General features: G+C 68.7%; 12 protein-coding genes and 1 pseudogene. 9 read left to right on the top strand and 4 right to left on the bottom strand.

Going from position 1 to position 13959, the window contains the following annotated elements; genetic code table 11:
- Positions 1-375 precede the first annotated feature (375 nt).
- The 5 genes and pseudogenes from AB0L53_RS15510 to AB0L53_RS15490 all read left to right on the top strand — a co-directional run.
- Positions 376-1884: a serine/threonine-protein kinase gene (locus AB0L53_RS15510; protein ID WP_363993493.1), complete on the top strand. Its 1509-nt coding sequence runs from the start codon at positions 376-378 to the stop codon at positions 1882-1884.
- An 80-nt stretch (positions 1885-1964) separates the two neighbouring features.
- Positions 1965-2189: a type II toxin-antitoxin system VapB family antitoxin gene (locus AB0L53_RS15505; RefSeq protein ID WP_358537887.1), complete on the top strand. Its 225-nt coding sequence runs from the start codon at positions 1965-1967 to the stop codon at positions 2187-2189.
- Positions 2186-2587: a PIN domain nuclease gene (locus AB0L53_RS15500; protein WP_363993491.1), complete on the top strand. Its 402-nt coding sequence runs from the start codon at positions 2186-2188 to the stop codon at positions 2585-2587. Before AB0L53_RS15505 ends, AB0L53_RS15500 begins: the two co-directional genes overlap by 4 nt.
- Positions 2588-2723: 136 nt before the next feature.
- The gene (locus AB0L53_RS15495) at positions 2724-3203 is read left to right on the top strand and encodes an Rrf2 family transcriptional regulator (RefSeq protein ID WP_363993489.1); all 480 of its coding nucleotides are present in this window, start codon (positions 2724-2726) and stop codon (positions 3201-3203) included.
- Positions 3204-3293: 90 nt separating this feature from the next.
- Positions 3294-4457: pseudogene (locus AB0L53_RS15490) on the top strand (MFS transporter); the annotation flags it as partial.
- A 35-nt stretch (positions 4458-4492) separates the two neighbouring features.
- Here AB0L53_RS15490 and AB0L53_RS15485 read toward each other — a convergent pair.
- The gene (locus AB0L53_RS15485; protein ID WP_363993665.1) at positions 4493-4594 is read right to left on the bottom strand and encodes a GntR family transcriptional regulator; all 102 of its coding nucleotides are present in this window, start codon (positions 4592-4594) and stop codon (positions 4493-4495) included.
- A gap of 153 nt (positions 4595-4747) precedes the next feature.
- Positions 4748-5161 carry a winged helix-turn-helix domain-containing protein gene (locus tag AB0L53_RS15480; protein ID WP_363993487.1) on the bottom strand — a complete coding sequence of 138 codons (414 nt, stop codon included), beginning with the start codon at positions 5159-5161 and terminating at the stop codon, positions 4748-4750.
- Positions 5162-5495: 334 nt separating this feature from the next.
- Between AB0L53_RS15480 and AB0L53_RS15475 the strand changes: the two genes are divergently transcribed.
- The 3 genes from AB0L53_RS15475 to AB0L53_RS15465 all read left to right on the top strand — a co-directional run bounded on the left by AB0L53_RS15475 (position 5496) and on the right by AB0L53_RS15465 (position 9177).
- A complete protein-coding gene (locus AB0L53_RS15475) occupies positions 5496-5792 on the top strand; it encodes a hypothetical protein (RefSeq protein WP_363993485.1) in 297 nt (98 codons plus the stop codon).
- A 299-nt stretch (positions 5793-6091) separates the two neighbouring features.
- Positions 6092-7627: an aldehyde dehydrogenase family protein gene (locus tag AB0L53_RS15470; RefSeq protein ID WP_363993483.1), complete on the top strand. Its 1536-nt coding sequence runs from the start codon at positions 6092-6094 to the stop codon at positions 7625-7627.
- Positions 7628-7734: 107 nt separating this feature from the next.
- Complete coding sequence (locus AB0L53_RS15465; RefSeq protein WP_363993481.1) at positions 7735-9177, top strand: CehA/McbA family metallohydrolase; 1443 nt, start codon at positions 7735-7737, stop codon at positions 9175-9177.
- Between the two features lie 64 nt (positions 9178-9241).
- Here AB0L53_RS15465 and glnII read toward each other — a convergent pair whose 3' ends face one another.
- Positions 9242-10261, bottom strand: a complete 1020-nt coding sequence (glnII, locus tag AB0L53_RS15460; protein WP_363993479.1) for a glutamine synthetase — start codon at positions 10259-10261, stop codon at positions 9242-9244.
- Positions 10262-10454: 193 nt separating this feature from the next.
- On the opposite strand from glnII, the gene AB0L53_RS15455 reads away from it, so the two are divergent.
- Entirely contained in the window at positions 10455-11009 is a 555-nt protein-coding gene (locus AB0L53_RS15455; RefSeq protein ID WP_363993477.1) for a hemerythrin domain-containing protein, read from the top strand.
- A gap of 14 nt (positions 11010-11023) precedes the next feature.
- Here AB0L53_RS15455 and AB0L53_RS15450 read toward each other — a convergent pair whose 3' ends face one another.
- Positions 11024-13957 carry an AAA family ATPase gene (locus AB0L53_RS15450; protein ID WP_363993475.1) on the bottom strand — a complete coding sequence of 978 codons (2934 nt, stop codon included), beginning with the start codon at positions 13955-13957 and terminating at the stop codon, positions 11024-11026.
- Positions 13958-13959: the final 2 nt, after the last annotated feature.

Below are 13959 nucleotides of genomic sequence, written 5' to 3'. Positions count from 1 at the left end.
CGCCGAAGATCCTTGAGCCAGGGCATACACCGGACATTTGGCGGACTTTGTCCTGCCTTACGCACCAGGCCTGGCCGGGGGCTGTGACATCACTCGCGGTGATCTCAGGACGTGCGGCACACCGCCGTGTCCCGGCCCTCAGATCCGGCCGTCGTGACCCGGCCGTCGTGACTCGGCATTCGTGACCCGGCCGTCGTACCCCGGTAGCCGCTTGCCGGCTCGGTTGGCGGCCGTGGTTACGTCCAGTCCGGCTCTGATCACCATTCGCTGACGCTCGCGACCCGATCCCTTTACTATCTAATGTGCCCGCGCTGAGCCGGATATCGACAGGAGACGACGTATGGTCGGAAAGTCCAGAACGTCGGCAATAGCACTGTGAGACTGCTCGCGGGTCGCTATCGGCTGCTGTCGCAGCTCGGCCAGGGCGGCATGGGCACGGTCTGGCGGGCGACGGACGAACTCCTCCGGCAGGAAGTGGCCGTCAAGGAGGTGCGGCTCCCGCCGGACCTCGACGAGGCATCGCGGGCCGAGCTGACCGAACGCACACTCCGTGAGGCGCGCGCCGCGGCGACGCTGCGTTCCCACCCGTCCATCGTCACCGTGCACGATGTGGTCCTCGACGACGACCGGCCGTGGATCGTCATGGAGCTGGTCCGCGGCCGCTCCCTCGACCGGGCGGTACGCGACGACGGCCCCCTGCCCCCGCACCGGGTCGCCGAAATCGGCCTGCGGATGCTCGACGCCCTCGCGGCGGCGCACGCGTCGGGCATCCTGCACCGAGACGTCAAACCCGCCAACGTCATGCTCACCGACGACGGACGAGTGCTGCTGACCGACTTCGGCATCGCGACCGTCGCCGGAGACACCGGGCTCACGCAGACGGGGATGCTGAGCGGCTCGCCGGGCTACATCGCCCCGGAGCGTCTGCGGGGTGAGGCCGACGGCCCGCTCGCCGACCTGTGGTCGCTCGGCGCCACCCTGTTCACGGCGGTGGAGGGCGGCCCGCCGTTCGCCCGCCCGAACGAGGCCGCGGTGCTGGCCGCGGTGCTGATGCAGGAGCCTGCCCCCTTCCGCCTGGCCGGCCCGCTCGCCCCCGTGCTGGCCGCGATCTTGGACAAGGACCCGGAACGCCGCTGTCCCCCGGACGAGGTGGCCGGGTGGCTGGAGGCCATCTCACGCGGAGATTCCGCGACGGGCCCGGCTCCGAAACAAGAACGGACCATGCCGGGCCGCTCGCCCCAGCGTCCGCCTCGACGCGTCCGGCCCCAGGTCCTCGTGGGAGCCGCGCTGGCGGTGGTGCTGACCGTGGCGGCGGGGGTCGTGGTCGTGCCGATCCTGTTTCCGAACATCGTCCGCCTACTCGGCTACGCGCTCACACCCCGGACCACCTACTCCGCGGCACCGAGGTTCAGCCCGTCGCCGTCGGCGACGGCCACGCCGCTGATCACCCGCGACTTCGAGGCCTGCGACCTGCTGACCAACGCCCAGACGCGCTCGCTGTTCGGCACGCCGATGAAGCGCCAGTACGTGCTCGACTCTTCCTGCGGCTGGTCCGCGGCGGACGGCACCGGCCTGCGCGTCATGGCGTTCCGTCTGCCCAATGCCTCGGCAGCCGGTCTCTACTACGAGGGCCTGGTCAAGTACATGAAGGACGAACCGAAGCGCAACCCGGGGACCAAGCTCCGCAAAGGGCCGAAGGTCGGCGACGAGGCGTACAGCTATTCCCAACGGCGCACCTGGGGGTTCGCGCCCTACCAAACCCACACCGCCTTCCGCCTGTTGAACGTCTCGGTGGTCATCGACGTCTCTGCCCGGCAACCTGGTCACGCCACTGCGGATCGGGCGGCCAAGCTCGTCGCGGCGTCCGTCAACAGGTATCGGTAGCCCAGCACGTCCAGTACCCGATTCTGTCGACCTGCCGCTGATATACTAATTCTGATTCGTATATACAGCGAGGTGACGTCATGACCAAGACCCTGATCGACCTCGACGACGAAGCCTTGGCCGAGGCCGCGAAGCTGCTCGGCACCTCCTCCAAGAAAGACACGGTCAACGCCGCCCTGCGAGAGATCGTCGATAGACGCAGACGGGCGGCGGCTGTGGCGCGCATGCGTGAGATGGTGGCCCAGGGAGAGATCGACTTCTCCGCCATCGACAAGAGCGACAGCGCACAACCGGACGTGGCGTGACGGAGCTCTATCTCATCGACACCAGCGCCTTGGTCCGCTTCTACCGAGGCCAGGCCGGGACGGAATGGGACCAGACCGTCTGCGCCGGGCTCGTCGGCATCTGCGAGCCGGTCAGACAGGAGTATCTTCGCACCGTCGGCGGCCGACCCGCCTTCTACGAGGCCGGCGACCTCCTCCGGGAAACCTTCCCGTACTACGCCATCCCCGACTCCGCCTGGACCGAGACCGGCGAGTTGCAGCGCGAGCTCGCCGACAAGGGCTGGCACCAATGCGCCTCGCCGGTCGATCTGCTCATGGCGGTAACGGCCCGGCACCACAAGCTCACCGTGCTGCACGCGGACGCCGACTTCGACACCATCTCCCGCCTGACCGGACAGCCGGCGCGCTGGATCAGCTGACCGATCGTCCCCTGTCGCCGCGAAACCGCCCCATATCGCCCTTCGCCGGTTAATTGATCGCGCCCCGGACCCGTTCCGGGACATGCGCCCGCATCCGCGACGAGGCCGGCGAATCGGGACATGTAATATCCCTGATATGTTCATGGGCGAGGGCGTCGAGTGGGGCCTGCACTGCTGTCTGGCACTGGCATGGCTGGAAGAACAGGCTCCCGTGGCCACGGCCCAGCTGGCGGAGATCTTCGAACTCCCGCCCGCCTACCTCAAGAAGCGGCTACAGCCGCTGGTCCGGGCGGGCATCCTGGCGTCCACCCCGGGCGCGCGCGGCGGCTACCGCCTGGCCCGTACGCCCGAGCGCATCACGCTCATGGACGTCGTGAGCGCGATCGAAGGCTCGGCCGAGGCGTTCCGCTGCACCGAGATCCGGCAGCGCGGAGCCGGCGCGGAGACCCCGGCCCGGGAGTTCGAACGTCCATGCGGCATCGCCACCGCGATGCGCCGAGCCGAGCTGGCCTGGCGGCGCGAGCTGGCCGCTCAGACGCTCGCGGACCTCATCGCCGCCAGCCCTGCCGGCGCCCCTCGCCGAGTACAACGCTTCCACCAGCGACTCGGCAGCTGATGGCACGGCCCGGTCAATCGGCCGGGCTCTCTTACGACTGACGACACGGCCTGGCCGATCGGCCAGGCTCTCTTACGAAGGAGAATCGGGATGTCGAATGTCTCGATAATGGCTCACTGGCGCCCATCCCGGCGGGGCGGGCTGGGCCCGGTCCTGGTCCTGGCCATGGGCACCTTCTCCGTGGGCACCGACGCCTTCGTCATGGCAGGCTTCCTGCCCAGCACCGCCGCGGACCTCGACATATCCACCGCCACGGCCGGGCAGGCTGTCACGGTCTTCGCCGCGGCCTACGCCTTACTGTCCCCGCTCCTAGCCACCGCGACCGCCCGAGCCCCACGCCGCGCGCTCTTGGTCACCGCCCTGCTCGTCCTGGGCTTGGCGAACCTAGGCTCCGCTCTGGCTCCTAGCTTCGCCCTGCTGATGGCCTCCCGGATCGCCGCCGCCGCAGGAGCTGCCGCCTTCACCCCGAACGCGGGCGCCGTAGCCGCCGCCCTCGTACGCCCGGAACGACGAGCCCGAGCACTGGCCGTGGTCATCGGCGGGCTGACCATCGCCACCGCATTCGGCGTGCCACTCGGCGACCTGGCGGGCCACTGGCTGGGCTGGCGCTCCGCCCTCACGCTGGTCGCCGGCCTCTGCCTGATCACCGCGATCGGCGTGGCCCTCCTGCTACCCGCCCTGCCCGCCAACCCGCCGGTCCCGCTGCGCACCCGCCTGGCCGTCCTGGGCAACCCCGCCGTCCGCGCCATCCTGCCGCTGACCGTACTCGGCATGACAGCCGCCTACACGGTGTACGCCTATAGCGTCCCCACCTTGTCGGCCGTCGGGATCACTCCCTCGGCCACCGTCTGGGTCCTGGCCCTGTACGGGGTGGGCGCCGTCGCAGGCAACCTCGCCGCCGGATACACCACCGACCGCTGGGGCAGCGTCCGCGTCCTGACCACCGGCTACCTGACGATGGCCACGGGCCTGGGCCTTCTCGGCACGATGGCCGCCACCCACACCACCTCCCCGGTCATGGTCGGCCTGCTCGCCATGGCCTGGGGCGCGGGCAGCTGGTGCCAGACACCCCCGCAGCAGCACCGGCTGATCGCCGCCGCCCCCCAGGAGGCTCCGCTGGTCGTGGCCCTGAACTCCTCCGCCATCTACGTCGGCATCGGCACCGGAACCCTCTTCGGCGGACTGACTGTCTCCTCCGGCGCCACAACCATGTACGCCGCCGCCACCGCTCTGGCCGTCCTCGCCTTGACCTACCTCCTGGCCACCGCCGGCAGAGGCCAGGGGGAACCTCAGGAGACACCCAGCTCGACGGCCAGTCGCGGCTCGCCGGGGACAGGCATGCCCGGTTGGTATACGCCTGCTGCGATCCTGCGCCGGATCTCGTCCGCCACGGCTTGCCAGCGGAGCTCATCCGGCTTGAAGTCCACGGGGCAACGATAGGCCCAAGCACCCACTCCTTCCCCTAGGGACCTACGGGGAGGCAGTGGACCCCTAACCGCTGGCTCGTTGACGAGAACGTCCAGCACCAGCCGACCGACAGCTGTCTACGCCTGGTCACTGACTTCGATGATGGTCTGGTCTGCGGGTAGCAGGCGGGTTTCTCCGTCTGGGGATGTGATGACCAGTATCGGGATGCCTTCAGCCATGCCGAGTTCCTTGCGCTCGGGTTCGGTTGGCATGCGTGCCATCAAACTCGTCCCGTGAGCGATGGGGACGGTGACCGCCTCGCCTGCGTCTCGGACGCGTGAACCTCGGAGTTGGGTGACGATGAGCCCTTCTCCCCTGAGCACGGCCATAGCGCGACGGACAGAGTCACGGGAGATGCCGAACTCGGCCACATAGTCGCTCTCGGCAGGAAGCCTCTGCCCAGGGCGAAGCTCTCCCTGTTCGATGCGCGCCCGGATCAGGTCCGCGAGTTGCTTGTAGACCGGGCGGTCGGCGCTGGGATCTATGGCCATGGCTTCGAAGCTACGTAGCATTGTACGTGCTTCCCATTGCAGGTACGTTCGTATGTAGCTACATTCGTAGAAGCGTTGACCCGTCTTAAGCAAGGCAGGCCCGTGACACTTCATGAACTCGCAGCCCAATACCCGAGCTGGGTGATCTGGTGCAGTACGGCCGATAACGGCCCCGGATCCTGGTACGCCACACGGCGCGGAGTCCCCCTGACCAACGTGCAGATGAATGCCGGGATGGCACAGACGGTGTGTGCCGATGATGACGCCACCCTGGTCCAGGAGTTGCGACGGCAACAGGAGATCGCCCTTCCGTCCGGTGACGAGGCATGATCCCATGGCGAACCTGGCCCAGCTCGATGACGAATACCACGGGCTTCACGCAGCGGCGGTGCAACCTGGCTACAGGCGTGTGGCCTGGCAGGAACGCCATGAACGCACCACACGGGTGCGCGTCTGCGACTACACCTGCGAGTGCCAACAGATCGTCTACGAGCTGTGTCAGGCGGGCGGCTTGATGTTCGTCCGGCGCTTCTACCGCTGCGATGGGGTGCTCGAACATCAAAGCGATTGGCTGCGTGCCCCCGCAGCGACACGACTGTGGTCGCGCATCCTGCTGGGGCAAGCTCGATGAAGCCCGGTCGCCGATCAGCTGCGGTAGCTCAGCGGCTGGGCCCGCCGGTCAAAGGACGTGCTGACGACCTGGCCCCAGACGGCCAGCCCCCGGGGAGCGCGAGGGGCCGGGGCCCCTCGCCGGGGCGGAGCCCCGATGAGCACAGTCTGAGCGCAAGCGAAGGCCATGCCTGTCAACTGGGAAAAGAGCCTGAGCGCAGCGAAGCCCATGCTTCTGAGCAGGGGAAACAGCCTGAGCGCGGCGAAGACCCTGCTTGAGGGATGATGGGCTGTGGCTGAGGACCAAATGAGGAGGATCCGGTGACTCGTCAGATCGTCTCCGTTGTGGGTGGCAAGGACGCCGCCGGCACCGACACGTACGAATCGACCAACCCCGCACGCATCGCCGAGGTCGTCGCCCGCGTCGGCCTGGTCGATGCCCAGACCTTCGCCGACGCCTGTCGCACCGCCAAGGAGGCGCAGCTGGAGTGGGCCAAGGTGCCGGCTCCGGTGAGGGGGCGGGTGATCGCGTCGATCGGGCGGCTGGTCGAGGCCAATGCCGAGGCGCTGGCCCACCTCGTCACCCGGGAGATCGGCAAGCCGTACGCCGAAGCCCTGGGTGAGGTGCGGGAGATCGTTGACACGTGTGACTTCTTCCTCGGCGAGGGCCGCAGGCTGTACGGGCAGACCGTGCCGTCGGAGATGCCGGACAAGAAGCTTTTCACCTTCCGTAACCCGGTAGGCGTGGCGGCGGTGATCACCGCCGGCAACTTCCCGGTCGCGGTGCCGTCCTGGTATCTGGTTCCGGCGCTGCTCTGCGGCAATGCCGTGGTGTGGAAGCCGGCTGAATACGCGGCGGCCTCCGCGCATGCGATGTACCAGCTGTTCGCCGCCGCCGGGCTGCCCGACGGGGTGCTGAACATCGTGTTCGCCGATGGCGTTCAGACCTTCCGGGGGCTGGAGCTGGCGCTGGAGGAGGGCACGGTGCACAAGGTCGGGTTCACCGGGTCCAGCGAGGTCGGCAGGAAGATCGGGGAGCTCACCGGGCGGCATCTGCAGGCGGCCTGCCTGGAGCTGGGCGGGAAGAACCCGATGGTGATCATGCCGGACGCCGATCTCGATCTGGCCGTCGAGGGGGCGCTGTTCTCCGGCTTCGGTACGGCCGGTCAGCGCTGCACCAGCCTGGGCACGGTCATCGTGCATGAGAGCGTGCACGATGAGTTCGTCGAGCGGTTCGCCCAGGCCGTACAGAACGCCAAGATCGGTGACCCCGAACAGGACGTGCTGGCGGGCCCGCTGCTGGACCAGAAGTTCGCGGATCGGTACGAGGAGTACCTGACCTGGATCCAGCCCCACCACCGCGTCGTGTCCGGAAATATCGGGAAAATCACTGACCAAGCCCCGCGCCGCGACTTCACCGGCGACGGCGGCCTCTACTACCACCCCGTGGTGGTCGATGGCGTCAAGGCGACCGACCAGCTGTTCCTGGAGGAGACGTTCGGGCCCATCGTGGGCGTGACGACCTTCGAGACGATCGACGAGGCCATCGAGCTGGCCAACCTGCCCGGCTACGGCCTGTCCAGCTCGATCTACACCACCGACGCCCGGCACGCGTGGAAGTTCCGCGAGGGCATCTCCGCCGGCATGGTCAGCGTCAACAACTCGACGTCCGGCGCCGAGGCGCACCTGCCCTTCGGCGGCAACGGCAAGTCCGGCAACGGCAGCCGCCAGTCCGGCATGTGGGTGCTCGACCAGTTCACCCGCTGGCAGGCGATGAACTGGGACCACTCCGGCCACCTGCAGAAAGCCCAGATGGACGTCGCGGACATCGCACCGGATATGAATTTCCGGCTCTAGGTCCTTCTACTTTGAGGGAAGAAAACCACCCCGCCGGGAAGCACGGGCTTCCCGGCGAGTGATGGTCGTGTCACGATAACGGCGCCTTCGATTACAGGGAGAAGCCGATGCGTGACGATCCGACACCGTTAACCGAGGCGCCGACCACCCCGGCGCCGTCGACCAAGGCGCGGACCACCCGACGGGCTACCCAATGGACGACCCAACGGGCTGCCCAACAGACCGCCCAGCAGACCGCGCAGCGGACGATCCGGCTGCGGGCAGGCTTCCCCTGCCGCTGGAGCGTGTGGAGCGCTGACGGCAAGGGCTGGTTCCCGCGCGACACCCCGCCGGCCCGCGACCTCGACGGCCTGCCGTACTTCCACGGCGACGACCTGGTGCTCGACGTCCCTCGCGAACCGCTGACGGTCAGGGCGGCCAGAGGCATGGAGTACGACTGGGCGGAGACGACCCTCATACCGGGCGACGGCGAGACGCTGGTCGAGCTGGCCCCGCGGCGCATCTATGACGCGGCGGCCCGCGGCTGGTACGGCGCCGACCTCCACGTCCCCCTCGACCAGCCGTGCTGGTACGGCGCCGACCTGCACGACCCCCTCAACCGGCCGTCCCAGTGGGTGGCCGACTCGCAGCACGGCGAGGACCTGCACGTGGTCAACCTGTTGCCGGGCGACCAGGACGCCGTCGAGCGCTGGTCGGGACGCGATCTGCCGTGGTCGGACGAGACGCACGTGGCCAGGGTGGATCTCGCCCACCACGCGCTCGGCCCCGAAGAGGGCTACGACAACGTCCGCAAGCTGCGCGAACGAGGCGCGCTCATCGGCTACGCCAACGCCTTCCGCGGTCCGGTCGAGACACCCGAGCAGCTCGTCGGCGACGGCGATCCGGGCTACGACGCGCGGCTGTCGGTGATCGACGCGGCGCTCGGCCTGGTCGACAGCTTCTGCTCGGCGATCGGCTCGGACCGCGCCTACCGCAGGCTGATCGGCGCGGGCAACCGCGTCGCCGCCGTCGCCGGTACGGGCCATCGGCTCGGGCCGATCGGCCGCGAGCGCACCTATGCGCACGTAACCGGGCCGCTGACCGCCGGGTCCTACACCGACGCGGTACGGTGCGGCCGCACGTTCGCCACGACCGGCCCGTTCCTCGAGCTGTCCATCGAGGGCCACGGCCCCGGCGCCACCCTCGACTTGACCCCCGGCAGCCGGGTGCGCGTCACCGGGCGGGTGATCGGGCCGCTGGTGGAGAACGTACGGCTGCTGACCGCCGACGGCGAACTGGCCGCGGGCCCGCCCGGTGAGGTGGCGGCGGAGCTGACGGTGATCTGGCCGACCTATGTGGTGGCGGTCGCCGAGGGCGGCGGGCAGGTACGGGCGCATACCAGCCCGGTCTACCTCGACGTCGAGGGCCGGCGGGTGGCCAGGGAAGAGGATGTGACGTTCTGCCTGCGCTGGCTGGAACTGCTCGAAGAGCTCGTCAGGGACCGGGTGAGCGCCGACTACCTGGCGGTCGTGGAGGAGGCCCGCAGGGTCTACCAGTCCCGCCTGGTGTGAGAGACGGAGGAACGCGGGCCCCATATCGGGGGTGCCCGCGTTCCTCTCTACGCGCTTACCGAGATCAGACCTGGCCGGCCTTCTCCAGAGCCGAGCAGCAGGTGTTGACCAGCAGGCGGGTGACCACGTACGGGTCGACGTTGGCGTTGGGGCGACGGTCCTCGATGTAGCCCTTCTTGTCCACCTCGACCTGCCACGGGATGCGTACGGAGGCGCCGCGGTTGGAGACGCCGTAGCTGTACTTGTTCCACGGGGCGGTCTCGTGGGCGCCGGTCAGGCGGCTCTCGATGCCCACGCCGTACTGGGTGATGTGCTCCATCGGCTTGTCGCCCTCGCCGAGAGCCTCGCAGGCGGTGATGATGGGCTCGTAGCCCTCGCGCATCGCCTTGGTGGAGAAGTTGGTGTGCGCGCCGGCGCCGTTCCAGTCGCCACGGGCGGGCTTGGCGTCGAGCGTGGCCTCCACGCCGAACTCCTCAGCCGTACGGTAGAGCAGCCAGCGGGCGATCCACATGTGGTCGGAGACCTCCAGCGGACCGGCCGGGCCCACCTGGAACTCCCACTGACCCGGCATGACCTCGGCGTTGATACCGGAGATCGCGAGGCCGGCGGCGAGGCAGCGGTCGAGGTGGAGCTCGACGATCTCGCGGCCGAAGATCGCGTCGGCGCCCACGCCGCAGTAGTAGGGACCCTGCGGGGCGGGGAAGCCGCCCTCGGGGAAGCCCAGCGGGCGGCTGCCCTTGAAGAAGGTGTATTCCTGCTCGATGCCGAACCAGGAGTCCTGGTCGGCGAACTGCTCGGCGATCGGGCGGAGCAGGGCGCGGGTGTTGCTCTTGTGCGGGGCGCCGTCGATCTCCTCGACCTCGCACAGGACCAGCACGCTGGTACCGCCGCGGATCGGGTCGGGGCAGGTGAAGACCGGACGGAGCACCCGGTCCGACGAGTGGCCCTCGGCCTGGTTCGTGCTGGAACCGTCGAAACCCCAGACCGGCGGCTCGGCTCCGTCAGCCAGGATTCTGGTCTTCGAGCGCAGCAGGGCGGTGGGCTCGGTGCCGTCGATCCAGATGTACTCAGCCTTGTAGCTCACGTCGGTCCTTTCAGGATGTCTCACAGCCACGCCGAGTCTTGCGGTCAACCGTTTCCCGGTTTTTGCCCGAATGTGAACGTCGTGTTAATCAGTACGGAGAGTCCACCGGGCTATAAGATCATTTATTACAAAATGGGGGGATCTTCATGTACGACCTGTGGTCCGCGCCGGAGGCCGCCGGGCTGGTGTGCCAGTGACAGTGACCGACCTCGACGAGGCGCGCAGGCCACGCGGCCACAAGCACGATCCCGAGGCTCTCACGCCGGGGCAGCGGCAGCTCGGCCGGCACCTGATCGACGTGCACAACGGCTACCGCCAGGAGATGCGGCAGGTCCTGGACGCGCTCGACCAGGTCGCCGCGGGCGCCCTCGACGCTGCCGCCCTGCGCTCGGTGATCAACCAGCTGACCATGCGCCAGAACTACTGGACGCTGGGCGCGTTCTGCGCGACGTTCTGCCGGCTGGTGACCGTGCATCACACGATCGAGGACGAGGCCATGTACCCGGCGATCCTCGAGCGCGACGGCTCGCTCGGTCCGGTGATCGAGAAGCTCAAGGAGGAGCACGAGGTCATCGCCGGGCTGCTGACCCGGCTCGACCAGGCGTGTGTGGACCTGGTGGCCGGCGACACCGGCCTCGACCGGGTACGGGCCGAGGCCGAGCAGCTGGCCGCCGTCCTGTCCTCGCACTTCACCTATGAAGAGGAGGAGCTGGTCGAGCCGATCGGCCGGCTCGACATACGGGTCTAGGGCTCCCGACTGCTTTAGGGCCTCCTGTCCGTGCCCCTGCCGTCGTAGCCGAGCAGCCGCATGGCCGTGTCGGGGTCCATCGCGGCGGCCAGCAGTTGCGCCCTGGCGTGGGCCTGGTCGCGTTCGTGTTCCGCCTTGGCTTGCGCCCCTCGTACCGCTCTGATGGCGATGAGCGCCAGGCCGGCGCCCACGATCACCGCCACCACGACGACGAACAGGACGAGCAGCAGTCCGGGCGAGGCCATCCCGGCGACCGGGGTCGCGCCCGTCAGGACCAGGCCGGTGAGGAGCGCGAGTACGACGAGCGCCAGCAGACTGGCGATGACGACCCACGCCCGGCGCCTGGGCGGCGGCGGCTCGACCGGCTGGGGCGACGGCGCCGCGTAGACGGGCGCGGGGTCAGGCGCCCACGGCACGAACTCGGGCCTGCCCGGCTCGGCGACGAGCTCGGCGGTCACCACGACGGGCTCGGCGGCCAGGACAGTCCCTACCGGCTCGGGTTGAAGAACCGGCCCAGGTTGAAGAACCGGCCCAGGTTGAAGGACGGGCCCGACCGGCCGCCCGGCGGTCTGGCCGTTGGGCTGGTAGGCAAGCTCTTCCACCTGCCCAGGTAGGTCGCGTTCGATCCGGCTGTGCTCCTTGTGCGCCCTGGCCGCGTCCCGGTGGTACTCCTCCAGTTCCTGGTACAGCTCGTCGGAGGCGTAGATCGTGCCATCGATCAGCGGCCCGGTCGCCCGCTCGATGATCGCCACGACGTCGTCGCCGTTGAGCGTCTTGTGCGTCTCCAGCGCGTGCGCGAGGCAGAGCACGTCCCGGCGATGTTCCTCCAGCAGCCGCTCGGTCTTCTCCAGCAGCCGGACCAGGTTGAACTCGATCCGTTCGCCCAGCACGTCAGGCGTCAGCTCGGCCTGGCCCCGGCTCGGCTCCCGCTCGGTGATGCCGATCGGACCGCCCCCGCCGCCGCGCCGTGGCATCGCCTTACCGCCGTGGATCTCCAGCTCCTGCAGCGCGGGAAGGGAGGTGACGCCCGAGCCCATCCCCCAGTACGACTCCATGAGCGCCGTCAGGAACGTCGCCGAGTGCAGGTCGCTGGAGACGCCGGAGGAGTTGTCCTCGCCGAAGAACATCCGCTCCCCCGCCAGAGAGGCGAGCGAGACCATGATGTCGGCCTCGTACTCGGACTTCCACCGGGTGAACTGGTCCTCGGGCTTGATCGAGGCGACCATGCCCAGGTAGTCGGCGCCCTTCTCGATCGTGGCGATGTCGATCTCCAGGTGGAAGCGGGTCACGTAGGCCACCACGGCGTGGCACGCCTCGTGCACGGCCACGGCGTGCCGCTCCCGCTCGATGTACTCGACGTCCTCGGGCGGGCCGAGCTGCTTGAGCCGCTTGGCCCGCAGGACGTCGGACCAGGAGATGATCTCCCGGCCGTCGCGGATCGCGGTGATCAGCGATTCGTTCACCAGGTCCTTGATCGTGGCGCCCGTCGCGTACGGGGTGATGGTGGCGAGCTTGTCGATCTGCTGCTCGGTCAGCTCGTGGTCGACCTTGTCGAAATAGCCCTGGTACGTGCGGACCCGTCCGGCCTTGGAGGGGTAGCCGACCTTGTAGATGCGGTCGATGCGGCCGGGGCGCAGCAGCGCCTCGTCGAGCGCGTCGGGCCGGTTGGTGGCCATCATGACGAGGATGCGGAACTTGGGCGGCGGCTTGGGCCGCATCCCCAGCAGCCGCCTGACCAGGCGGTTGAAGAAACCGCGCGGCTTCTTGAGCCCGGACAGCTCGGTGAGCAGGGCCTGCAGCGTGCCCGGGTCGCCGCTGTTCATGCCGCCGCCGCCCATGAAGAAGCGGTTGCGGGTCTCCGGCTCCTCCACCTCCCGCCGCGCGCGGAAGGCGAGCACCGAGCGGGTCTCCTCGGACAGATAGTTGGCACCGTGACAGCCGGAGAAGCCGCCGCCGCCCTGCCCCTGCGGGCCCTGCTGGGCGAGCCGGCCGCGCTTGCCGAGCGAGTCGGCCTCGTCGAAGAAGACGATCACCCCGCCGTACCTGAGCGCGAGTTTGCGCAGCTTCCTGAAGAGGGTCTTGACCTTGAGGATGCCGATGCCCATGAACATGTTCGTGAACGCGCCGGGGTCGACGAACACGTACGGCTTGCCGGTCTCGCCGGCCACCGCCTCGGCCATCAGCGTCTTGCCGGTGCCCGGCGGCCCCCACAGCAGCAGGCCGCTGGGCACGTACCCGCCGCGCTTCTCGATCTCGTCGGGCCGCTCCAGGAAGACGATGTTCTCCTGGACGCGTTCGACCACGTGGTCCTGTCCCCAGACGTCGGAGAAGCGGGTCTTGATGTCGTCGGGGAAGTACGTCTCGACGCCGCCTCTGGACAGGAACCAGAACAGGCCGACGAACTGGATGATGACCACGAAGAACAGGAACACGATCTGGATCAGGAACGGCATCGCCTTCCAGATCAGCGCGGGCGCGCTGAACAGGGCGAGGAACGGGCTGGTCTCGAGCACCGCGCCGAGTACCAGCGCGATCAGCGCCACCCAGAAGATGATCTTCGCGGCACGGGAGAAGCGATACCTGGTCCAGTCGTCGAAGCGCCGGTGGGACCACCGCTCGAACCCGCCGAAGACCCGGTGGCTCCAGAAGCGGTGGTAGGCCGACCACCGCTCGCTGACGAAGAAGTGGAGCTGCCGCAGCGCCTCGACGCCCAGCAGCCAGAAAATCCACTGATAGGCGTACGCGATGGCCCGCATGGCCTCGCCGAAGGACACGATGCCCTCGTAGTCGGCCATCACCTTCCAGGTGAGGACGAGGAAGGCGAGGACCAGCCCGATGAGGAACTTGCTGCGATCCCAGAACCGCATCTTCTTCCTGGTCACGGCTTCGGGATCGGAGGGGCCGCTACCGGGCGCGCGCAGCCCGCCATGATGCGTGGTCGTGGTCAATG

Source organism: Nonomuraea sp. NPDC052129, from assembly GCF_040680095.1.
Taxonomy (GTDB): Bacteria; Actinomycetota; Actinomycetes; order Streptosporangiales; family Streptosporangiaceae; genus Nonomuraea.
The sequence above is the reverse complement of the archived record's forward strand: the minus strand, read 5'-3'. Positions and strand labels throughout refer to the sequence as shown.

Coding starts and splice junctions, on each gene's coding strand:
- AB0L53_RS15465 (WP_363993481.1), top strand. CDS start 7,735: ATGCGTGACGATCCGACACCGTTAACCGAGGCGCCGACCACCCCGGCG.
- AB0L53_RS15475 (WP_363993485.1), top strand. CDS start 5,496: ATGGCGAACCTGGCCCAGCTCGATGACGAATACCACGGGCTTCACGCA.
- AB0L53_RS15495 (WP_363993489.1), top strand. CDS start 2,724: ATGTTCATGGGCGAGGGCGTCGAGTGGGGCCTGCACTGCTGTCTGGCA.
- AB0L53_RS15505 (WP_358537887.1), top strand. CDS start 1,965: ATGACCAAGACCCTGATCGACCTCGACGACGAAGCCTTGGCCGAGGCC.
- AB0L53_RS15480 (WP_363993487.1), bottom strand. CDS start 5,161: ATGGCCATAGATCCCAGCGCCGACCGCCCGGTCTACAAGCAACTCGCG.